The sequence below is a fragment of the Sutcliffiella sp. FSL R7-0096 genome, assembly GCF_038595065.1.
Taxonomy (GTDB): Bacteria; Bacillota; Bacilli; order Bacillales; family Bacillaceae_I; genus Sutcliffiella_A.
The window spans coordinates 1,939,758-1,962,505 of sequence record NZ_CP152003.1; the positions used below are offsets into that span (position 1 = coordinate 1,939,758).

Below are 22,748 nucleotides of genomic sequence, written 5' to 3' on the forward strand. Positions count from 1 at the left end.
AAAGTGCGCAAAAAACAGAAAATTGAATTGAATGACAATGTAAAAAAGAGATTCTACTATTCTACTGACCAGGCGATCGAAAAACCGTTCAACTGGCAACAGATGTGGAGACTGTTCTCTTATATGAAACCATACTCCAAGACCTTGCTGCCGCTAGCAATCATAACGATGCTAATTGCAACTGCTGTAAGGTTGGCAATACCAATCATAATCGGTAAATACCTATACGATGTTGCTATAAAACAAAAAGATATGGATATGCTTGTACAACTGGCGGTGATTGTTTCCGTTTTATATGTCATATCTTATGTGGCGAATGCATTGAGGATCCGATGGATGAACATGCTTGGACAAAATGTCATCTATGATTTAAGGAAGCACCTTTTCACACATGTACAAGGTCTGTCCCACCGCTTTTTCGATCAACGTTCGGCTGGTTCTATCCTTGTTCGTATCATGAATGATATCAACTCTTTGCAGGAATTGTTTACAAACGGTGTTATCAATCTGCTTATGGATTTTATTTTATTGATTGGTATCGTGGTCATTCTATTTACTTTAAGTCCGGAATTGGCAACAGCCATCTTGGTTATCCTTCCGATCATGTTTTTCATTTCTACAAGCTTGCGTAGAAAGATCAGAAGAGCATGGCAGGATGTTCGTATTAAGCAATCGATGCTGAACTCCCATTTAAATGAAAGTATCCAAGGTGTCCGGGTTACACAATCCTTTACGCAAGAAAGAGAGAACATGGGATTCTTTGACCGCATCAATACGGAAAACTTTGAATCCTGGAAAAATGCGACTAGACAGAATGCCATTTTCCGTCCATTTGTTGAAATGACCAATGCGGTTGGAACAGCCATTCTTATCTGGTTTGGAGCCTACCTTATCCAACTAAGTATGACGGGTGGTTCCAGTACTCTAACGGTCGGGATCTTCATTTCCTTTGCATTCTATTTAGGAATGTTCTGGGAGCCGATTTCACGATTGGGTCAACTTTACAATATGCTTCTTGTCGGGATGGCTTCTTCCGAACGTATTTTTGAATTTTTGGATGAAAAACCGATAGTTGATGAGAAGGATAATGCAGTCAATCTGGAAACAATCCGCGGAGAGATTGAATTTAAAAATGTGGAGTTTTCTTATGACAGTAAGCGCACGGCGTTGAACCAGATTTCATTGAAAATGGAAGCAGGGCAAACTGTCGCATTGGTGGGGCATACGGGTTCTGGTAAAACTACCATCGCTAACTTGATTTCACGATTCTATGATGCAACAGGCGGAGAAGTGAAAATTGATGGTTACAATATTCGCGACATTTCCCTTCAAAGCTTACGTTCACAAATCAGTGTGGTCTTACAGGATACCTTTATTTTCTCAGGGACTATCAATGATAATATCCGCTTCGGTCGCCCTACTGCCACCGACGAAGAGGTAAGGGCTGCTGCTGAAGCGGTCGGCGCAAACGAGTTTATCGAGCGCTTGAAAAATGGGTATGATACAGAAGTTGAGGAAAGGGGAAATGTCCTTTCTGTCGGAGAAAGACAATTGATTTCCTTTGCACGTGCGTTACTAGCCGATCCTAGCATCATTATTTTAGATGAAGCAACAGCTAGTATTGATACGGAAACGGAAGTGAAGATACAGACTGCACTTAAACAGCTTTTGAAAGGTCGGACGGCTATCATTATCGCTCACCGTCTATCTACTATTCGCGAGGCAGATAACATCATTGTCCTTGATCATGGGAATATCATGGAGCAGGGCAATCATGGTGAGTTGATGGAGCATGGCGGTATCTATTATCACTTAGTAAAAGCACAATTTACGATGCAGGATGTAAGCTGAGAATAAAAGGAGACATCGGTTTTTGGGCCGATGTCTCAGTGTTTAAACAAAGTAAATTTCATAAAGTTTTCAAGTTGATTGTAGTGGAATGCGCGCAGACTCCTGAGGGAGGAAGGGACAAGGGAGACCCCGCAGGGCGCAGCCTGAGGAGGCTCCCGGACCGCCCGCGGAAAGCGAAGCGGCTGTAACGGAGATCAACGAGTAAATGAAAATCTAAAGATTATTAGGGTTTGTCAACAGTCTGAGACATCGTTTTTTTGGCCGATGTCTTTTTTGTATGTAATAAAAGGCAATATCATCTTTTCTTGATATCCGGAGGAGCATCTTCAAGGTGATGGTACAATTCATCAGGAGTGCTTCCAGAAAGACCTTCTTGAGTAACTTCACCATTAGAATAACGATAATAATAAATTGCCTCAGGTTCATCTTCATAGATAACAGAAATAACCCATGGCTCATAGGAAAGAACCAAACATGAAAAGCAATAATTCACATCTATGTTTATGGTGTCATTTTGGTGATATCCCTGCTCTAACATCAAATGCTCCGATATTGCCGTATATCTTGTTTGTTCCCCAGCTATCACATATGCCTTAAAACTTCCAATAGACAGCAGAAAAATCAAAAGAAGGATTAGAAAGATTAGGATTTTTTTACTCACCGCTTTAACCTCCCACCTTTTGAATTAGTAATAATCAAGCTTTTCCGTTATATAGCAGGCAACCAGAAAAATGGGACATAGTATAGTGATCAGAAAGACAATATTGACATCCATTTACTCATTCTCCCCTCTTTTGTCTTGATAGCTCTTCCAACTTTTGTAACGCATCCGCTTTTTCAAAAGAGCTGTACCACCGGAAATCCATTTCATCCAAAATTCGATAGTGCTGACTGATGACATTTTGCTGAAGACGGAAAGAGCCCAGCATTTTTATCTCTTTCCACCAGACTTTTCCGCCCAATGTCTTATCCTTAGGTGCATCAATTTTCTCGTGCGCGATTGTTTCTATGACTTCTAATGGGTCAGCACCGAGTACAGAGGCTAGTACTTGACTCTCCCTAAACAGGGCACAGGTGGCTGCACAAACGGTCCAGCCGGCTTGGTTCCTTCCTTTTTCGATCTGTACCAATGTTTTCTTGGAAATCCCCAAGATTTCCGCCATTTTATCTTGAGTGTAATCAAATTCCGTACGAATGAGCTTAATTTTACTTGATATCAAGGAAATAGCTTCTGATTGATTCATCATATAGTTAAAGTGCTCCTTTTTATAATATATGTGTAATTTTACACTTTTAATTACAGTTGTACAATGGTTTTCATAAAATATGATTAGAAGAATAAATTTTCGATATAGGGAAAATAGGTTTATGATACAATAGTATTTATACATAACCTTGATAAATGGGGGAAGAATCGTTGAAGAAAAAAGAATTTGCCGTAATAGGCCTAGGGCGTTTTGGGGGAAGTATGGTAAAGGCATTAAGTGACGAGGGAGTAGAAGTCCTCGCGATTGATAATGATGAAGAAAAAGTGAACCAGTTCGCTAATATAGCCTCACATGCGGTGGTTGGCGATACTACGGATGAGGCTGTGCTCAAAAGTATCGGTATCCGTAATTTTGATCATGTAATCGTTGCCATTGGAGACAACATCCAAGCGAGTATTTTGACGACCCTGATTTTGAAGGAACTTGGCGTTAAACATATAACGGTCAAGGCGACCAATGACTATCATGAAAAAGTATTGAGTCGTATTGGCGCCGACCAAGTTGTCCATCCTGAAAGGGATATGGGAAGGCGTATAGCCCATAATATAGTGTCCAATAACGTTCTAGATTATCTGGAGCTATCTGATGAGCATAGTATTGTGGAGATTGTCGCTAGTCGACGTCTGGATGGTAATACGTTAATTGATCTAGACATACGCGCTAAATATGGAATCAACATTGTTGCCATTAAACGAGGGAAGGATATCATCGTTTCTCCTCAGGCGACAGATGCGATCAGGCAAGGGGATATCTTGATTGTCATCGGGGCAGATACGGATATTACCCGATTTGAGAAGAATGTTGTGGAAGAATGATGAGTGATTTTTAATTTTTTGTATGGACCAGCAAGGTGAGGCCTTTGCTGGTTTTTTCGTCTGTTTGTGAAATGGAATGAAGGTGCATGTTGATGGCGGTCTGGTGTACGCTAATCTAGCGGAATCCGAAATATCACAATAATGAGTGAAAAAGTCACAATAACTTTAAAAATAGTCACAATCAAGCTGGAAAAAGTCACAATAATCCTGCTGAATGTCACAATCAAAGTATATACAGTGATAAAGAATCCTTTAGAGTCCAACATATTCTACTTTTTGGGTACTGTTACCACCAGATTCACCGATAGATCATTCAATATCCACCGAAAAAACGCCCCCGACCAAAAAGTCGGGGGCGTTTCAGTTTGTCACCATCAAACTTCCATGATAATAGGAAGAATCATCGGACGGCGTTTTGTTTTTTCATATAAGAATGGAGCAAGAGTATCTGTAATTTCATTCTTGATTTCGGACCATTGTGTGGTGCGGCGCTCCATGATCTTATTAAGGTGTTTGGAGATCAGGGATTGTGCGTCATTGATCAGGTCACCGGATTCTCTCATATAAACGAAGCCACGTGAGATGATGTCCGGACCAGAAGCAATGCGGAAGTCCTTCATGTTAATACTTACAACCACAACTACAAGACCTTCTTCAGAAAGGATGCGGCGGTCACGTAACACAATGTTTCCGATGTCTCCGATACCATTTCCATCAATGTAAACATTGCCGGATGGGATTTTTCCTGCTACTGATGCTTCGTCTTCACCAAGTGCAAGTACTTCACCGTTGTCCATGATAAAACAGTTTTCTTCAGGTACGCCACAATCAATCGCAAGTTGCTTGTGTGTAATCTGCATGCGGTATTCACCGTGAATCGGCATGAAGTATTTAGGCTTTATTAAGCGAAGCATGAGCTTTTGCTCTTGTTGACCACCATGACCAGAAGTATGGATGTCGCTTAATGAACCGTGGATTACATCAGCGCCTGCGCGGAACAACATGTTGATCGTACGGTTTACGCTTAATGTGTTTCCTGGGATAGGGGAAGAAGAAAATACAACCGTGTCTCCAGGAATGATTTGAATTTGGCGGTGAGTACCGTTTGCGATTCTGGATAGTGCGGCCATAGGTTCCCCTTGGCTACCAGTACAAAGGATAGTGACTTTGTTAGCCGGCATACGATTAATCTGGTTTGTTTCAATAAATGTATCTTTAGGCGCTTGGATATAGCCGAGATCTTGACCGATATTGATGGCAGCTTCCATGCTTCGACCAAATACTGCAACCTTTCTGCCATGTGCTACAGCTGCTTCTACCACTTGTTGTAGACGGTGGATGTTGGATGCGAATGTAGCGAAGATCACACGGCCATCAACTTTGCGGAAGATGTCTTGGATGCTCTCACCAACACGGCGTTCTGACATTGTAAAGTCAGGAATTTCACTGTTTGTGCTGTCAGATAATAGGCAAAGGACACCTTCTTTTCCGATTTCAGCCATTTTTGTTAAGTTAGCTGGCTCACCCACTGGAGTGAAGTCAAACTTGAAGTCACCAGTGTGAACAATATTCCCTTGAGGTGTTTTGACAACAACTCCGTAAGAATCCGGGATACTGTGGGTGGTGCGGAAGAATGTTACCGATGTTTTACGGAACTTGATAATATCATCTTCCTGAATTTCAATTAATTTTGCTTTTCGTAACAAACCATGCTCTTCCAACTTGTTTTTGATCAGGCCTAATGCGAGCTTGCCGCCGTAAACGGGAATGTCCACTTCGCGAAGAAGGTATGGAATACCCCCAATATGGTCTTCATGTCCGTGAGTGACGAAAAGACCTTTGATTTTTTCTTGGTTTTTCACAAGATACGTATAGTCAGGTATAACATAGTCGATTCCAAGTAGTTCGTCTTCAGGAAACTTGATTCCAGCATCAATCAGGATAATCTCATCCTGGAACTGGACGGCATAGGTGTTTTTCCCGATCTCACCCAGCCCGCCTAAAGCGAATACCGCTGCTTGATTGTTTTTTACAAATTTCATTGTCTATCAGATCTCCAATACTTTAAAGTTTTCAGATTGCTTTTCATACTCATAGAAGTCTCCGGATACTGCCTGGATGAATTCTATGTTATACGGCTTGTCCTTCAGTTTTCTACGGACCTCAAAGACTGCAGAAGCTTCTACATAAAGAGACTCCGTTTTTTCTCTAACTGGTGCTTCTGCAACGTCTTCTTGGTAATACACTTTAAATAACATTCCTATCTCTCCTTATTAAAGTTTCTGCCCATCAATCCGCTACTCTTGTATAGCAGTGAATAATGGTATATATAGTTATTTAATGCAAGGGAAGGGCGCGGAAGTGTCCGTCGACCCACAATCTTGTGTCAAGCTACAATGCTCTTCTCCTTACAAAAAGACAACGCGTTACTAAATAATGCTTTCCTAGAAATATCTATATAGCCGGTCATTGGCTAAAAAGCCATTATTAACCTATATTATATACGATATTAAAGAAGATTTCATGTTTTTCTAAGGCTCTTTTCACAAAGATTGTTGCTATTTACTAGTAAAAAGTCGGCAATTGGACTTTTTACTGCGTACTAACTCTTGCTATGCACGTAGCAAATTTAGTATTACAGGGAAAAGAGTACGACAGTAAAGAATATAACGGTCGGAATAAAAATACGTAAAAGCAACAAAGTTTACGAGAATAGACTTTTCTAAAAAGAGGCTTTTTCTATCTTCTCCAATTGAAAATGAATTTAAAAGCAGTAGTATTTATGTAGAGAATTCACGAAAGCTTATTCCTATTATAGTTACCAATGTTTTCTTTGTAAAATTTAATCGTCGATAAAATATGTAAGAGCCCTTCAAAGTAGAAGGACTCATCAACGGAATGGACTAAGCAATCGTTTTTCGTTTGAGAATATTGTTCATTCTACGCAGTATTTTCTTTCTCAGTCTTCTTAACATAAGCATTCACTCCTTGTACTCAAGGTACGATCTGTTTGTTACTAGTTAATATGTGTCAAACAGATAAAATTGTTGCTGGTAAATATACGAAATTTCAGTACATAAGGAATGGCTTTTCACTTCTGAACAATGTACGCAGAATCAAGTATGGTTACTATCAGATTAACATATAAATGCTTTGTTGGGAATAAGTCGTTTGGTGCAATTGAAATTGAAATCGAAGCGTGAAATTTTCATTGACAGAAAACGCTTTCTTCATGTATTATTTCGATACCCTAAGAATGCAAGGTGGTAAACGAGATGAAGCGTCTGTATTTGGCATTATTGACACTAAGTTTGATATGGGGAATGTCTTTTTTATTTATTAAATTGCTTGTGGTGGACCTTGGGGTTTGGGGTGTCGTTTTCTGGAGATGTGCCTTTGGAGCGGGTACACTACTTGTAATACTCCTAGTTCAGCGAAAACTTAATACGTTAAGAAAGCTCCCGCTAATCCCTATACTTTTCATTGCGCTACTAAATAATGCACTTCCATGGGCGCTGATTGCTGTTAGCGAAACGACGATCAGTAGCAGCATGGCATCTGTTGTCAACGCAACTACACCGATATGGACCATTTTAATCGGATTTACAATCTTTGCAAGCCAAATGAAAAAAATGCAGTGGATAGGTGTAGGTGTTGGCTTTTTTGGAATAATGGTCCTCTTGGAATTAAATTTGTTCCAGCTATTTCACGATAACCTCTTAGGTGTAGGAACGATGCTAGGGGCGACCATATGTTATGGATTTGGAGCGCATCTCAGTAAAAGATACCTACAGAACATACCTATAGCAGTGATATCCTTTAGCACTCTAGCTATGGCAGGTGTGATTTCAGGGCTGATGATGGCAATTATCCAACCCTCTGGTTTTATGGCAGTGGGCAGCATGGATATCCTCCTTTCTTTAATAGGATTGGGTGTATTTGGATCAGGTTTTGCCTACCTTCTATATTATTACATGGTAAAAGAAGGGAGTGCGGAATTTGCTTCTTTGGTGACATATTTAGTCCCTATCACTGCCATGATATGGGGAAGTCTCTTATTGGGAGAGAGAATAACGCTTCATATGCTTTTCGGTTTGATTCTCATCTTCAGTGGTGTATATTTGTCTTCGTACAAAACAAAAGCAAGTAAACATAAAATGGCTAAAAAGATTGCAGTCTAAAAAGAGTAAGGTGGTTAAGATGGAAAGAAACGATAAGATAGTATTTTTTGATATAGACGGTACACTACTCGACCATCAAAAGGAATTGCCTGAATCAACAAAGAGGGCTGTTAAAGAGTTAAAGGAAAGTGGCGTATATGTGGCGATTGCAACAGGAAGGGCCCCTTTTATGTTCGAGGATTTACGCAAAGAGTTGGATATCAATACATTTGTAAGTTTTAACGGGCAATATGTTGTCTTTGAAGGGGAAGTCATTTACAAAAACCCACTTAATAACGAAAAAATGCATGAGCTCCGTATTAATGCGGACAAATTGGCTCATCCCCTTGTTTATTTAAATCATGAGAAGATGAAGGCGAATGTAGAGGATCATCCTTTCATTCAAAAAAGCATGGAAAGCTTGAAGTTTACACATCCGGAATTTGGACCTTCATTCCTTGATGAAACGGAAATTTATCAGGCATTATTATTTATTGAAGATACGGAGCAACAAAGCTACGTGGATTCCTATAATGATTTTCACTTTATCAGGTGGCACCAATATTCCACTGATATCTTGCCTAGGGGTGGCTCAAAGGCAATCGGTATCCAAAGGATGCTAGAGAGGCTTCCTTTTAAAAAGGAAAATGTGTTCGCCTTTGGGGATGGCTTGAATGATGTGGAAATGATTGACTACGTCGGAACGGGTGTTGCGATGGGGAATGCCCATCCAGAGTTACTGAAAGTGGCCAACCATGTTACGAAGGATGTAGCAGAAGATGGGATTATACATGGTCTTGAGCTTGTGGGACTTCTGAACAAGTCAGTTATATCATAGTAATGTCGTTACAGCCTATATGAGTGAGTGTTATTAGGACTTAAAGAAGAACGCCTTGATCTTGATCGGAAATCCGCTGCGATTTGCAATATGCAAAATAAAAGCCTGATCGGTAAAATCGATCAGGCTTTTATTTTTGCTTTTACCGTTCAATAGGCAAAGCGCCCTCAGGTGGCTGGAATGGATTCTCCTTGTTTATATGATCATAGAACATGACCCCCTGCAAATGATCAATTTCGTGCTGAAAAACGATGGCTACCAAGCCTTTAAGTCGGAGCTTCAATTCTTCGCCTTGCAAATTGGTTGCTTTCACCGTGACTCTTGCATATCTAGGTACAAGCCCTGGAACGTCCCTTTCCACTGAAAGGCACCCTTCTCCAGAAGTCAGGTAGCTTTTTTCTACTGAATGGCTGATGATCCTCGGGTTGAAGAGTGCATAGCTATGTAATTTCCCTGTTTCATCTGTAATATGAACAGCAATCATTTTTTTTGCAATATTGATTTGCGGGGCTGCCAATCCTACTCCTGGACGTAAGTTGTGCTGCAAGGAAACTTCCGGGTTTTGGCTATTTTGGAGATATTCCATCATTTTTGCAAGTATAGCGACATCTTCCTGTGATGGGGGAAGTGCGACATCACTCGCTACAGTCCGTAATGTAGGGTGTCCTTCTTTTATAATATCATTGGTTGTAAGCATGACTTCACTCCTATCCTTAATACATATAATATACTCTATACATCAGTATATATGGTAACTAATATGAATCATGATATATTTTATCAAAAGCATAGATGGAGATAAAACATTTCAGATGATCAAGGTTATTTTATTCTATATCAATTTAATATTGTAAAAATTAGCAATAAAATTTATAGTTAAAGAGAAGAAATGTAAGGGGGATTTAAATTGCGTTTGTGGAAAAGTAGTATATGTTCTGGTGCTCTTGCTTTTTCACTACTATTATCAGGATGTTCGAATGGGGAATCTCCAGAGCAGGAGATCTTTGAGACATTGGAAAAGGTAGTGGAGCTAGAGGCAAGCTTTGAAGAACAACAAGAACCTTTATTGGAATTGGAAAAAAAGGAATCTGCCATTTATGAAGAGATCTTAAGCCTTGGCATGAAAGAATTTGATCAGATTGTCAAACTTTCACAAGAAGGACTTGGATTGGTAGAGGAAAAAGAAGCCGCAATGGAAGAAGAGAAAAAGAGCATTGAGGCAGCACGTGAACAATTTGAAGAAGTGAAGGCTTCCATGGAGTCGTTGGAGGACGAAGAGCTTAAAAAAGAAGCTCAGTCCTTATATCAACTTATGGAGCAACGTTATGAAGCTTATATGACGTTATGGAATCACTATAAGGAATCGATGGTAATTGAGAAGGATATGTATGAGCTTTTTCAGACAGAAGACCTTACATTGGAAGAACTGCAAATGCAAATCAATAATCTAAATGAAAAATACGATAAGATCAATGAAGCAAATGATTCTTTCAATGATTATACTGTGCAATATAATGAAGCCAAACTAGAATTTTACAAAAAAGCAGGTTTGGATGTTACCTATAACAATTAGGATCTCTACCAGAGTAACCCATGGGGGCGTCAATGCTTCTGTGGGTTTTTCTATTGTACGTAATGCATATTGCCTAAAATTGTTTTATAACAACAAGGGCAAAATGTACTGATATTTATATGGCAGAATAGTCATTTCCCTATCAATGGTTAAGCTTAAACGATAGTGGGAAAGGAATATATAGTATCAATTTATTATTAAAAGATAATATGGTGTTTCTAGAGGGGGTTGGAATATAATACAGTTGTTCTGATTGTATTAGTACAGATGCGCTATCTATAATCGAATATTACATTTATTGGGGAATGAAAACTGGATGTAAGCAAAGAGATTGACGGGATTGTTGAGATTGTTGTAAACTTGACCTTGGTTAAAAGTTGTATTAATATTTTTCTTGGAAACATTAATACAGGATATTTTTTGCTTGCTAGTAAAATTACTGGCAAGTTGCTGAAGAGGAAAGATACGTTTTTGCATCACAAACAGAAAAATGTCTTTTAAAACATGTTTTTGGGTAACCTATTTTTGTATGTAATGATGTATTAAATAGTTCTCTTAATAGAAAGGAAGAGGTGACGTAGATGGCTGCAAAAACTAAAAATGCTAAATTTGATCCAAAGCAGCAGAAAGCGAAAGTGGAAGAACAATTCCAAACGTTCCAAATCTTGAATGAAGAAGGCGAAGTAGTAAATGAAGCTGCAATGCCTGAGCTAAGTGATGACCAATTAAAAGAATTAATGCGTCGTATGGTATATACTCGCGTACTTGATCAACGTTCTATCAGCTTGAACAGACAAGGACGCTTAGGATTCTACGCTCCAACTGCGGGTCAGGAAGCATCTCAATTGGCTTCTCAATTTGCATTGGAAAGCGATGATTTCATTTTACCGGGATACCGTGATGTGCCACAAATGATTTGGCATGGTCTTCCTTTATATCAAGCATTCTTATTCTCACGTGGACACTTCCACGGAAACCAGATGCCAGAGGGTGTTAACCTGTTACCTCCTCAAATCATCATCGGTGCACAAATCATCCAAACTGCAGGTGTTGCGCTTGGACTGAAGAAAAAAGGGAAAAAGACTGTTGCGATTACATACACAGGAGACGGTGGAGCATCCCAGGGTGACTTCTATGAAGGTTTGAACTTCGCAGGAGCTTATCAAGCACCAGCAATCTTTGTTGTGCAAAACAACCGTTTTGCTATTTCCACACCTGTTGAAAAGCAATCTGCAGCGGGTACTATTGCACAGAAAGCTGTAGCGGCAGGTATTCCTGGTATTCAAGTGGACGGAATGGATGCACTTGCTGTCTACGCGGCAACTCGTGATGCACGTGAGCGCGCAGTTAATGGAGAAGGTCCGACATTAATCGAAACTTTAACGTACCGTTACGGTCCACATACAATGGCTGGGGATGACCCAACTCGTTACCGTACTTCTGAACTAGATGATGAGTGGGAAAAGAAGGATCCATTGGTACGCTTCCGTAAATTCCTTGAAAACAAAGGGATCTGGAGCGAGGACGAAGAGAACAAAGTAATCGAAGAAGCGAAAGAAGATATCAAGGTTGCTATTAAGAAAGCGGATGACCAACCAAAACAGAAAGTCACAGACTTAATCTCTTTCATGTACGAAGAGCTTCCTCATAACCTAAAAGAGCAAAATGAAATCTACAAAGAGAAGGAGTCGAAGTAAGCCATGGCGCAAATGACTATGATTCAAGCAATCACTGATGCGTTACGCACAGAATTGAAAAATGACGAAAACGTCTTGCTTTTCGGTGAAGACGTTGGTCAAAACGGTGGGGTTTTCCGTGCAACTGAAGGCCTTCAAGCTGAATTCGGAGAAGACCGCGTGTTTGACACGCCACTTGCAGAATCAGGAATCGGTGGACTTGCTGTCGGCTTTGGCGTAACTGGCTTCCGTCCGGTAATGGAAATTCAATTTTTCGGTTTCGTATACGAAGTAATGGATTCTGTTAGTGGACAGCTGGCTCGTATGCGTTACCGTACAGGTGGACGCTGGACTGCACCAGTTACTATCCGCTCCCCATTCGGTGGAGGGGTTCACACACCTGAACTTCATGCAGACAGCTTAGAAGGACTTATGGCACAACAACCAGGTCTTAAAGTAGTTATTCCTGCAACTCCATATGATGCGAAAGGTCTTTTAATTTCTGCAATCCGTGATAACGACCCAGTTGTCTTCTTGGAGCACATGAAATTATATCGTTCTTTCCGTCAAGAGGTACCGGAAGAAGAGTACACAATCGAAATCGGTAAAGCAGACGTTAAACGTGAAGGTTCCGACATCACAATGATCACTTATGGAGCAATGGTTCATGAGTGCTTAAAAGCTGCTGACCAGCTTGAAAAGGACGGCGTTTCTGCTGAAGTGATCGACATACGTACAATCAGCCCATTGGACATCGACACAATTATTGCATCTGTTGAAAAGACAGGCCGTGCGATTGTGGTTCAAGAAGCACAAAAACAAGCTGGTATCGGTGCAAGCATCGTAGCGGAAATTAACGACCGTGCGATCCTTAGCCTAGAAGCTCCAGTATTGCGTGTAGCTGCTCCTGATACGGTATTCCCATTCTCTCAAGCAGAGAGCGTATGGTTGCCAAATCACAAAGATGTATTGGAAACAGCTAAAAAAGTTCTTAACTTCTAATTAAATATATACAAAATCGGCAAGGTCCGATTTAAATCACGAGAAGTCCATTCTTAGCCTTGCAAAGAGTGGGCTCTCCAATTTATCGGTAAATAGGAAAACAAGCTATCTATCATAGGAGGTTGAAAACTGTGTCATTCGAATTTAAACTGCCAGATATCGGTGAAGGTATCCATGAAGGTGAAATCGTAAAGTGGTTCGTAAAACCAGGTGACGAAATCGAAGAAGATGATGTACTTTGTGAAGTACAAAACGATAAAGCAGTCGTAGAGATTCCATCTCCTGTAAAAGGGAAAGTTACGGAATTGAAAGTGGATGAAGGTACAGTTGCTACTGTAGGACAAACTATCATCACGCTTGACGCTCCAGGTTATGAAGACCTTAAGTTCAAAGGTGACGACCACGGCAGCGATGATGAAAAATCGGAAACGAAAGCTGATGAAAAAACAGAAGGACAAGTTCAAGCAACTGCTGAAGCTGGTCAAGATGTGAAAAAAGAAGAAGTTCCAAAAGAAGAGCCAAAAGCCGAAACAGGCGCAGGCGCTCAAGAGCAAGTAGAAGTAGATCCTAACAAACGTGTAATTGCAATGCCATCTGTACGTAAATATGCTCGTGAAAAAGGCGTTGAAATCCGTCAAGTAGCTGGTTCCGGCGACAACGGACGTGTTTTAAAGAGCGATATTGACGCATTCTTAAGCGGAGGCGGCGCTAAAGCAGAAGAAACTACTACTGAAGCGGCTCCTGCAGCTAAAGAAGAAACAAAAGCGGAAGCAAAACAAGAGAAACAAGCAATTCCTGCTGGTCAATACCCAGAGACTCGTGAGAAAATGAGTGGTATGCGTCGTGCGATCGCAAAAGCGATGGTTAACTCCAAGCACACTGCACCTCACGTAACATTGATGGATGAGATCGATGTGACAGAACTTGTTGCTCACCGTAAGAAATTCAAATCAGTTGCAGCAGACAAAGGTATTAAGTTAACATTCTTACCATACGTAGTTAAAGCACTTACATCTGCTTTACGTGAGTACCCTGTACTTAATACATCTCTTGATGATGCAACAGATGAGATTGTTCACAAGCACTATTACAACATCGGAATCGCTGCTGACACAGAGAAGGGCTTATTGGTTCCTGTTGTGAAAGATGCAGACAGAAAGTCTATCTTCTCCATTTCCAACGAGATCAACGAGCTTGCTGGAAAAGCACGTGACGGTAAATTGGCGTCTGATGAAATGAAAGGTGCATCTTGCACAATCACAAACATCGGTTCTGCTGGTGGACAATGGTTCACACCGGTTATTAACCATCCAGAGGTTGCGATTCTAGGTATTGGCCGTATCGCAGAAAAACCTGTAGTGAAAGACGGAGAAATTGTAGTGGCTCCAGTTCTTGCATTATCACTAAGCTTTGACCATCGTATGATTGATGGCGCTACTGCTCAAAATGCGCTTAACCATATCAAGCGCCTATTGAACGATCCACAATTATTGTTAATGGAGGGTTAATAAATGGTAGTAGGAGATTTCGCAATTGATGTAGATACGCTTGTCATCGGTTCGGGCCCTGGCGGATATGTTGCTGCAATCCGCGCGGCTCAACTGGGACAAAAAGTAACAATCGTAGAAAAAAACACTCTTGGAGGAGTATGTCTTAATGTTGGATGTATCCCTTCCAAAGCGTTAATTTCTGCAGGTCACCGCTTTGAAACAGCTAAACATTCTGATGATATGGGGATCACTGCTGAGAACGTAACTGTTGATTTCTCTAAAGTTCAAGAATGGAAAGCTGGAGTAGTAAAAAAATTGACTGGCGGAGTAGAAGGTCTACTTAAGGGGAACAAAGTTGACATCGTTTCAGGGGAAGCATACTTCGTAGACGGTAACACTGTTCGTATCATGGACGATAATTCTGCACAAACATACAAGTTCAATAACTGTATCATTGCAACAGGCTCTCGTCCAATCGAAATCCCGACTTTCAAGTATTCCAAGCGTGTACTTGATTCTACAGGTGCGTTGGCGCTTAAAGATATTCCTAAAAAATTGGTTGTAATCGGTGGAGGTTACATCGGTACTGAGCTTGGTACAGCTTATGCCAACTTTGGTACGGAAGTTGTCATTGTGGAAGCTGCAGATGAGATCTTGGCTGGATTCGAAAAGCAAATGAGCTCACTTGTAAAGCGTAACCTGAAGAAAAAAGGAAACGTGGAAATTTTCACAAAAGCAATGGCTAAAGGTGTAGAAGAGACAGAAGATGGCGTAAAAGTAACAATCGAAGTAAAAGGCGAAGAGCAAACAATCGACGCTGATTACGTATTGGTTACTGTAGGTCGTCGTCCGAACACAGATGAGCTAGGCCTTGAGCAAGTTGGTGTAGAAATGACAGACCGTGGCGTTGTCAAAATCGACAAGCAGTGCCGCACCAGCGTTTCTAATATCTATGCTATTGGTGACATCGTTGATGGACCTCCTCTTGCACATAAAGCATCTTACGAAGGTAAGATTGCTGCAGAAGCGATTGCTGGTGAGCCTGCTGAGATCGACTATTTAGGAATTCCTGCAGTAGTATTCTCCGAGCCAGAACTTGCATCTGTAGGGTACACAGAGACTCAAGCAAAAGAAGAAGGAATCGAAGTAACAGCTGCCAAGTTCCCATTTGCTGCGAACGGCCGTGCATTGGCTTTGAACGCAACAGACGGATTCTTGAAGCTTGTAACTCGTAAAGAAGATGGATTAATCATCGGTGCTCAAATTGCAGGTTCAAGCGCATCTGACATGATCGCTGAACTTGGTCTTGCAATTGAAGCTGGCATGACAGCGGAAGATATCGCAATGACTATCCACGCGCATCCAACATTGGGAGAAATCACAATGGAAGCTGCAGAAGTGGCAATGGGAAGCCCAATTCACATTGTAAAATAAAGGATCGACTAAAAAGCCTCCGAACATTTCGGAGGCTTTTTTTATTGAAAAGTATAAAATTCTCTGGATTTCCATTCCACAAGCGCTTCGCTTGCCTGCGGGCGTCTGCGCGCCTTCCACTCCAATCAACAAGGAATTTCCCATTCACCAAAAGAAGAATGAAAAACCTTTAAACGTAAAGGGATTGAAATAACAGTTAACCTAGATTACCTAAGATTCTAGCTGTGGAAAGGAGCAGCGGGGATATAGTAGTTATCATCTTTAATAAGTAATTATTCATCTTTATAAGGACCGGGTGGTTTGCACGGATTCATTGGTGGAATAACAAAAATGCAGGCAACCCACACCTTAATAAGTGGAATCACCTGCATCGTTAAGAGCTTGTTCAATGGATACGACAATGTCTTCTTTTTGTTTGGACCCTTCCACCTGTGTAACTACTTCATTATGATGGACAACAATTAAAGACGGGGTCGATTTGACATTAAACTGCTTATATAAAATTTTCTCATTCTCAGAGTGAACCACTTTCAAGTTAGCCACTTCATTTGGAAATGAATTTCTCAAATCAATGATAGCGTCATAATATGTATGTTCATCTTGTAAGTTAGATTCGTCTGAAAAGAATACAAGTGTGTGGGCATCTTCCGGAAATTGAACGTGAGTAATCGATTGATTTTCTTGGCAAGAAGACAAAATGAAAAAAGACAAAGTGAAAAAAATGACAGAGCCTCTAATCATGGCAATCCTCACTTTCTGTTAAACATATATACTTGGGAAGTTATTTATTAAAATCTGTTTTACTATTTGGTGCTATTCTACCACTAAAAATAATGTTAACTGTGCTTGTCATCGAAATGTTACAAAATTGAAAAATAGAATGCTCCTTCCCGGCATATTTATTACAAAGGTTTTCTTTTGCGATAAAACGGATACATAAATAGAAATATGCAGTAAGGAGCTGCTTTTATGAAAAATTATGTGGTGTTTTTAATACAGAATATCTTTTGGGGGACATATAGTCTGATTGAATGGTTTTCTGCCAGGGACAAGATGCAGGCCAAAGTAATCCTCTTGGGTATTTTTATCTATCTTTGTTATACACTAGCCATGTCAATTATTCATAAAAAAAAGCAAGCTGCATTGACTACAGCGATTAGTTTTATTTTCTACTTTAGTTTCCAGAGTCTATTTTACTATCTGGTCTTTAGTTAGTTGCAGGGCAGAATATCCTATTACGAAAGCATCGCCACTGATGCTTAACTTAAATATAATGAAAAACATTGCCTTCATATACTGATTGCTAGTATGATTAAAGGTGAACCTTACATATGGAGGAAAGAATATGAAAAAATGGGTACTATCTGCATTGTTATTGCTCCTCCTTGTAGCTTGCGGGCAAACTGGACAAGTAAATGAAGAGCAAGGATCTGATGCAGTAGATAGTCAAACAGAAGAAAATGAATCTACTGAAGATAAAGTAGATGATGAAGAAGAGGTACCTGCTACAGTACAGGAAGATTCAGCTGAAGAACAGGAACCTGGTGCAGATAAATCTGAGGATAGTGGGGAAGCGGAAGAACACCAAGATACCACTAACGAAGATCAAACCAAAGAGCCTCAAGAACCCCAATACATAGTGAATGAGAGTAATTGGACATTAGAACCGATCAATGATGCAAACCCTGATGTTGTATTATTGACAATAGATGATGCTCCCGATAGATATGCATTGGAAATGGCTACTATTCTTAAGGAACTAAACGTAAAAGCCATATTCTTTGTGAACGGTCATTTCTTGGAAACGGAACAAGAACGGAACACCCTAAAGCAAATCTATGACATGGGATTTCCGATTGGAAACCACACAATGACGCATAAGTCTTTAAGACAGTTAACGGAGGAAGAACAGTATGAAGAAATTGTTCCTTTAAATGACAGGGTGGAGGAAATCACAGGGGAACGTCCTCGTTTCTTCCGTGCCCCATTTGGTACGAATACTGATTATGCCAAAGAGCTCGTCAAACAAGAAGGAATGATCCTTATGAATTGGACTTATGGGTATGATTGGGAGACCGAATACATGGATGCTGAGGCACTTGCAGATATTATGGTTAATACAGAATTTCTAAGTAGTGGCAGCAACCTTCTTATGCATGATAGAGAATGGACGAAAGATGCATTGGCCGATATTGTAAAGGGTTTACAGGCAAAGAACTTTGACATCATGGACCCGGCTCTTATCGGTACAGAAGAGCAAGAAATTGAGTCAGAGTAACAGAAAAGCCCGCTATCTCCTGATAGTGGGCTTTCGTTTGTAGTTAGCGCTTATAATAATACATGATGCTCCCGGTAAAAAGCTTTAACTCTGCTTCAAGTTTCTTGGCAAGGAATTTACAGATCTCGTTTGCTTTTGCTTTGTCCCCATGGGTACTCTGGTCGTGCAGGGTGACTTGTATGTATGGAAGTGGGTCTGTTCCTTCTGTGTTTTCAGGTTGGGTTCCAACTCCGATCAGTATCATTTTATAGCGGTCTTCCGTCCCTTTTAGGTAAAACCATTGTCCTTTTCCTTCTGGTTTTTCTTTGATTTCATATGGGAAGGCTGCCTCACTGTATTCCCATCCTAACTGTTTACCTGTTTTGGCAGTTATTTCTTTATAGTAGTGTAATAAATTCATTACATCTTCAGTGGTAAGCGTTTTCTCTTTTGATTTGGAGACAAGGTTGATGTAAGCGCTACTGGCCATTAGATTCACTCCTAAATATGACAATTTCATCTAATACTATTCTAGCATTAGGGTAAAACAACTTACAATCACTAAGTGAAAATTCTTGCAAATCAGCTTTGCTATAAGTTATAATAATATTCTGAATAACCAAAAAATAAAAAGGAGGTACCTTATGAACTTATTTGACAAGCTTTATGATAACAATGAGAATGTCCCTGTTCGATTTGTTGGTTTTACGACTAAAGATGTTAGATATGATTTTGGTATTGTTTACACGAATATGTTTTTTGGTAAGCCTCTCGTCATCTGTATGCAAACCGGCCGTTCCACACTCCTCGACCCTAAAGACATTACTGACTTAAACCACCTTCAACATGTATTCCGAATTGATTCTCAAGAACAGGCAGAAGATCTTGCGGAATTCTTTACAGAAGCCATCCCTTCCAGTCCATTTCAAGAACAATATGAATAGAAACTAATTGTATGTTAGAGGTCATCGTCTAGTTATTGGACGGTGACCTTTTACCTGTCATTAATTAGGTAAGCGTAAGGAACTTTTTTGGATGTGCTTATCATTTATATCACTATAAAAATAAATGTGTTATACAATTTAGTTATTGACATAACACATTTAAAGGTTTATGATGTATTTAACAACATAAAGCGCTTTCATTTTATGGCGACTTTGCATTAAAAATTTCTTTATGGAAAGAGGTTGAAGGGTATGGGTACAATCATTTGTCAAACTTGTAACAGCGCGGTAGATCACTTTGAGGATGAAAAAGTTACGACTTACTATGCAAAATGTGCAGATTGCCAGTGCTCTGAAAAAAGTGAAGATTTAGCCTAGAATCATAGATTGATAGAAGATAAAAGGAAAAGAGCAGGTTCCCGGCCAGAGGGACCTGCTCTTTTCTTTTATTGAATGGCTTTATGTTCTTTAATTACTCTCAAGGTTTTCAATTCATAATCTTCCGGTCCTTGAACGGGAAGCCCAACTTCCAAAGTTTTGGTGATATAAGCCAGGTTGTCTTCCGTAATGATCTCACCAGGAGTGAAAATTGGGATGCCTGGAGGATAGACCATAATAAATTCAGCGATGATACGACCTGCAGATTCTTCGAAGGGAACGATTTCCGTTTCAGAATAAAATGCTTCACGTGGTGCGATGGCAAGGACAGGAATATCAGGAAGTAGTACTTTAACTTCATTCTCCGAATCCCCCGCCTTGTGTTTGAACTCCTCTGAAAGCTCTTTTAATGCTTGTAATAGGGTTCCGGTTTCCACCTCTGAGTCACCAGGTGTGATGATGCAGAGAATATTGTAAAGGTCAGATAATTCCACTTCAATGTTATACTTTTGTCGAAGCCATTTCTCCACATCATATCCGGTCAGGTTGAGCTTTTTAACTGAAATGATCAACTTGGTCGGATCATAATCGAAGGTCGCTTTTCTTCCAAGGATTTCAGGACCTATGCAATGAAGATACTCGATTTCATTTATTGCATTTCTCGTTTTGTTGGCCAATTGAATCGTTTTTTCGATGAGCATATGTCCTTCCGTAGCTAGACGCTTACGTGCCACATCCAATGAGGCAAGAAGAAGGTAGGATGTGGATGTGGTTGTCAACATACTCAGAATTCCTTGAATTCGGTTCACATTCACAAGACCTTCGCGGACGTTCAAGATGGAACTCTGGGTCATGGAGCCGCCAAGTTTATGCACACTTGTTGCAGCCATATCTGCACCAGCTTGCATGGCAGACAAAGGAAGTTCCTCGTGGAAATGGATATGCACTCCATGTGCTTCATCGACAAGTACCGGTACATTAAAGGAATGAGCTATTTCTACAATCTGACTCAAATCGGCTGAAATTCCGAAATAAGTGGGATTAATCACAAGTACACCCTTTGCGTCAGGGTGCTGTTTCAAAGCTTTCTCTACAGAATCTGTGGTAATGCCATGTGAGATCCCAAGTTCTTTATCCACCTCGGGGTGAATGAAAATAGGCACGGCACCGGAAAAAACGATGGCCGACATGACGGATTTGTGCACATTCCTAGGCACGATGATTTTTTCCCCAGGCCCGCAAACAGCCATCACCATGGTCATGATTGCTCCACTGGTACCCTGAACGGAAAAGAAAGTGTGATCCGCACCGAAGGCTTTGGCAGCGAGGTCCTGTGCTTCTTTAATCATCCCTTTAGGTTGATGGAGGTCATCTAGTGGCCCAATATTAATTAAATCGATGGAAAGGGCATTCTCGCCGATGAATTCTCGAAATTCTGGATCGATTCCAGCCCCTTTTTTATGACCAGGAATATGGAATTGTATTGGATTTTTTTTAGCATGATTCAGTAGTCCGGTAAACAATGGTGTATCAATTTGAGAATATGTCAACTTACTTATGCACCTCTTTAATTAAACTTGGTTTCGTTTATCTTAACGCATGTAGAAACGCAGTACAAACATTCACATAGGCTCTTTCTCAAAAATTGTAGCTATTCACTAACAAAAAGTCGGCAATTGGACTTTTTGTCGTATACATACTCTAAAGTGTGCATGTAGTATTTAATATTGCAGTGAAAAGAGCGCGACAGTTAAGAATATATCGGTCTGTTTTATATACGCAAAGGCAACAAAGTTTACGGAAATAGCCTTCCCATAAAACAAATGAAATTATAGCATTTATCTTCATGATTGCATAGATTTTTCTTTTAGATATTTTGTTGAAAAAAACAGGAGTTTGTCAACGAAGAAAGAAACATTTAAAGAGAAGAAGAAAGGGGAAGGATATAGATGAATTGGAATACAAAAGTAACAGAACTTCTAAATATTAAATACCCGATTATTCAAGGAGGGTTAGCATATCTTGCTTTTGCAGATCTTGCGGCGGCAGTCTCCAATGCAGGAGGCCTCGGGCAGATTACGGCAATGAGCCTGGATACTCCTGAACGGTTAAGAGAGGAGATCAGGAAAGTCAGGACGATGACAGAAAACCCCTTTGGTGTGAACTATGCCATCGGTCAACATGGAAGACCATTTGAGCATATGCTCGATGTCGCTTTGGAGGAGAATGTTCCAGTCATCTCCATGACAGGAGGTAACCCGGCTCCCATTTTCAAAAAGCTTGAAGGGACAAGTTGCAAGAAGTTGGTGTTAGTAGCAGCTCGAAGGCAAGCGGAAAAGGCGGAACAACTCGGTGCTGATGCAGTAATGGTCGTTGGGCAAGAAGGAGGGGGGCATCTAGGCAAAAATGACTTGGGAACCATGGTCCTCGTGCCAAAAGTTGTGGATGCCTTAAGCATACCCGTAATCGCTTCAGGTGGGATAGGGGATGGCCGTGGATTGATGGCAGCTTTAGCCCTGGGAGCGGAAGGGATAGAAATGGGAACGAGGTTTATTGCAACAAAGGAATGTTTCCAAGCTCATCCTATTTATAAAGAATTGCTTGTTAATGGAACGGAGAATGATACAGTTGTTATTAAAAGAAGTTTAGGGTCTCCTGCAAGGGCCATTCATAATTCCTGGACCGAAAAGATATTGAAGTTGGAACAGGAAGCTAGGGGATACGAAGAACTAAAGGACTTTATTGCTGGCACCGCCAATAAGCGGTTTATTTACGACGGAAAAACAGATGCAGGATATGCATGGGCAGGGCAGGTGATGGGATTAATAAATGATGTTCCCACGGTTGATGAGCTCTTTTCAAGAATGATAAGTGATGGGGAAAAAATAAGAAGCAAGTGGACAAACTAGACGGAGAAAGTGATATACTTTACTTTGGCTGTTATCGTAATTTTTAAATCAACCCTTATATCACTTACTGTGGCTCTTTTCTATGCTGTACTGAAAATACTACTTGTTTTGGAGTCTGTAATCAGAAAAAAGTCCAATTGCCGACTTTTACTA

At 40.4% G+C, this 22,748-nt stretch carries 21 protein-coding genes; 13 read left to right on the forward strand and 8 right to left on the reverse strand.

Annotated elements, in window-relative coordinates; all coding sequences use genetic code 11:
• The first annotated feature begins 3 nt into the window (after positions 1 to 3).
• On the forward strand, positions 4 to 1,851 hold the full coding sequence (locus MKY77_RS09840; RefSeq protein WP_339145655.1) for an ABC transporter ATP-binding protein: 1,848 nt from the start codon (positions 4 to 6) through the stop codon (positions 1,849 to 1,851).
• 295 nt (positions 1,852 to 2,146) lie between these two features.
• On the opposite strand, the gene MKY77_RS09845 is transcribed toward MKY77_RS09840, so the two are convergent.
• Entirely contained in the window at positions 2,147 to 2,512 is a 366-nt protein-coding gene (locus MKY77_RS09845) for a hypothetical protein (protein ID WP_339145656.1), read from the reverse strand.
• A gap of 118 nt (positions 2,513 to 2,630) precedes the next feature.
• Positions 2,631 to 3,095: a helix-turn-helix domain-containing protein gene (locus MKY77_RS09850; protein WP_339149781.1), complete on the reverse strand. Its 465-nt coding sequence runs from the start codon at positions 3,093 to 3,095 to the stop codon at positions 2,631 to 2,633.
• 158 nt (positions 3,096 to 3,253) lie between these two features.
• Between MKY77_RS09850 and MKY77_RS09855 the strand changes: the two genes are divergently transcribed.
• Positions 3,254 to 3,934, forward strand: coding sequence for a TrkA family potassium uptake protein (locus MKY77_RS09855; RefSeq protein WP_339145657.1), 681 nt, complete (start codon positions 3,254 to 3,256; stop codon positions 3,932 to 3,934).
• 374 nt (positions 3,935 to 4,308) lie between these two features.
• On the opposite strand, the gene rnjA is transcribed toward MKY77_RS09855, so the two are convergent.
• Entirely contained in the window at positions 4,309 to 5,976 is a 1,668-nt protein-coding gene (rnjA, locus tag MKY77_RS09860) for a ribonuclease J1 (RefSeq protein ID WP_339145658.1), read from the reverse strand.
• Positions 5,977 to 5,982: 6 nt separating this feature from the next.
• A complete protein-coding gene (locus MKY77_RS09865) occupies positions 5,983 to 6,192 on the reverse strand; it encodes a DNA-directed RNA polymerase subunit epsilon (RefSeq protein ID WP_237661889.1) in 210 nt (69 codons plus the stop codon).
• Positions 6,193 to 7,209: 1,017 nt separating this feature from the next.
• Between MKY77_RS09865 and MKY77_RS09870 the strand changes: the two genes are divergently transcribed.
• Positions 7,210 to 8,115, forward strand: coding sequence for a DMT family transporter (locus MKY77_RS09870; protein WP_339145659.1), 906 nt, complete (start codon positions 7,210 to 7,212; stop codon positions 8,113 to 8,115).
• Positions 8,116 to 8,134: 19 nt separating this feature from the next.
• Complete coding sequence (locus tag MKY77_RS09875; protein ID WP_339145660.1) at positions 8,135 to 8,932, forward strand: Cof-type HAD-IIB family hydrolase; 798 nt, start codon at positions 8,135 to 8,137, stop codon at positions 8,930 to 8,932.
• 142 nt (positions 8,933 to 9,074) lie between these two features.
• Here MKY77_RS09875 and def read toward each other — a convergent pair whose 3' ends face one another.
• Entirely contained in the window at positions 9,075 to 9,629 is a 555-nt protein-coding gene (gene def, locus MKY77_RS09880; protein ID WP_339145661.1) for a peptide deformylase, read from the reverse strand.
• Between the two features lie 210 nt (positions 9,630 to 9,839).
• Here def and MKY77_RS09885 point away from each other — a divergent pair, with 210 nt between their 5' ends.
• The 5 genes from MKY77_RS09885 to lpdA all read left to right on the forward strand — a co-directional run bounded on the left by MKY77_RS09885 (position 9,840) and on the right by lpdA (position 16,107).
• Positions 9,840 to 10,505, forward strand: coding sequence for a YkyA family protein (locus MKY77_RS09885; RefSeq protein WP_237661893.1), 666 nt, complete (start codon positions 9,840 to 9,842; stop codon positions 10,503 to 10,505).
• A gap of 581 nt (positions 10,506 to 11,086) precedes the next feature.
• Entirely contained in the window at positions 11,087 to 12,202 is a 1,116-nt protein-coding gene (gene pdhA, locus MKY77_RS09890) for a pyruvate dehydrogenase (acetyl-transferring) E1 component subunit alpha (protein WP_237661894.1), read from the forward strand.
• Positions 12,203 to 12,205: 3 nt separating this feature from the next.
• On the forward strand, positions 12,206 to 13,183 hold the full coding sequence (locus MKY77_RS09895) for an alpha-ketoacid dehydrogenase subunit beta (protein ID WP_237661895.1): 978 nt from the start codon (positions 12,206 to 12,208) through the stop codon (positions 13,181 to 13,183).
• 131 nt (positions 13,184 to 13,314) lie between these two features.
• A complete protein-coding gene (locus MKY77_RS09900) occupies positions 13,315 to 14,691 on the forward strand; it encodes a dihydrolipoamide acetyltransferase family protein (RefSeq protein ID WP_339145662.1) in 1,377 nt (458 codons plus the stop codon).
• A gap of 3 nt (positions 14,692 to 14,694) precedes the next feature.
• Positions 14,695 to 16,107, forward strand: a complete 1,413-nt coding sequence (lpdA, locus tag MKY77_RS09905; RefSeq protein ID WP_339145663.1) for a dihydrolipoyl dehydrogenase — start codon at positions 14,695 to 14,697, stop codon at positions 16,105 to 16,107.
• 348 nt (positions 16,108 to 16,455) lie between these two features.
• Here lpdA and MKY77_RS09910 read toward each other — a convergent pair whose 3' ends face one another.
• The gene (locus MKY77_RS09910; protein WP_339145664.1) at positions 16,456 to 16,848 is read right to left on the reverse strand and encodes a hypothetical protein; all 393 of its coding nucleotides are present in this window, start codon (positions 16,846 to 16,848) and stop codon (positions 16,456 to 16,458) included.
• 604 nt (positions 16,849 to 17,452) lie between these two features.
• Between MKY77_RS09910 and MKY77_RS09915 the strand changes: the two genes are divergently transcribed.
• Positions 17,453 to 18,385, forward strand: coding sequence for a polysaccharide deacetylase family protein (locus MKY77_RS09915; protein ID WP_339145665.1), 933 nt, complete (start codon positions 17,453 to 17,455; stop codon positions 18,383 to 18,385).
• 43 nt (positions 18,386 to 18,428) lie between these two features.
• On the opposite strand, the gene MKY77_RS09920 is transcribed toward MKY77_RS09915, so the two are convergent.
• Positions 18,429 to 18,854 carry a DUF1885 family protein gene (locus tag MKY77_RS09920; RefSeq protein WP_339145666.1) on the reverse strand — a complete coding sequence of 142 codons (426 nt, stop codon included), beginning with the start codon at positions 18,852 to 18,854 and terminating at the stop codon, positions 18,429 to 18,431.
• A 154-nt stretch (positions 18,855 to 19,008) separates the two neighbouring features.
• On the opposite strand from MKY77_RS09920, the gene MKY77_RS09925 reads away from it, so the two are divergent.
• Both MKY77_RS09925 and MKY77_RS09930 read left to right on the forward strand, forming a co-directional pair.
• The gene (locus tag MKY77_RS09925; protein WP_237661901.1) at positions 19,009 to 19,308 is read left to right on the forward strand and encodes a DUF3055 domain-containing protein; all 300 of its coding nucleotides are present in this window, start codon (positions 19,009 to 19,011) and stop codon (positions 19,306 to 19,308) included.
• Between the two features lie 252 nt (positions 19,309 to 19,560).
• Complete coding sequence (locus tag MKY77_RS09930) at positions 19,561 to 19,686, forward strand: GapA-binding peptide SR1P (RefSeq protein ID WP_082380950.1); 126 nt, start codon at positions 19,561 to 19,563, stop codon at positions 19,684 to 19,686.
• 68 nt (positions 19,687 to 19,754) lie between these two features.
• Here MKY77_RS09930 and MKY77_RS09935 read toward each other — a convergent pair whose 3' ends face one another.
• Complete coding sequence (locus MKY77_RS09935) at positions 19,755 to 21,236, reverse strand: aminotransferase class I/II-fold pyridoxal phosphate-dependent enzyme (protein WP_339145667.1); 1,482 nt, start codon at positions 21,234 to 21,236, stop codon at positions 19,755 to 19,757.
• Positions 21,237 to 21,635: 399 nt separating this feature from the next.
• Here MKY77_RS09935 and MKY77_RS09940 point away from each other — a divergent pair, with 399 nt between their 5' ends.
• Entirely contained in the window at positions 21,636 to 22,595 is a 960-nt protein-coding gene (locus MKY77_RS09940) for a nitronate monooxygenase family protein (RefSeq protein ID WP_339145668.1), read from the forward strand.
• The last annotated feature ends 153 nt before the right edge of the window (positions 22,596 to 22,748 follow it).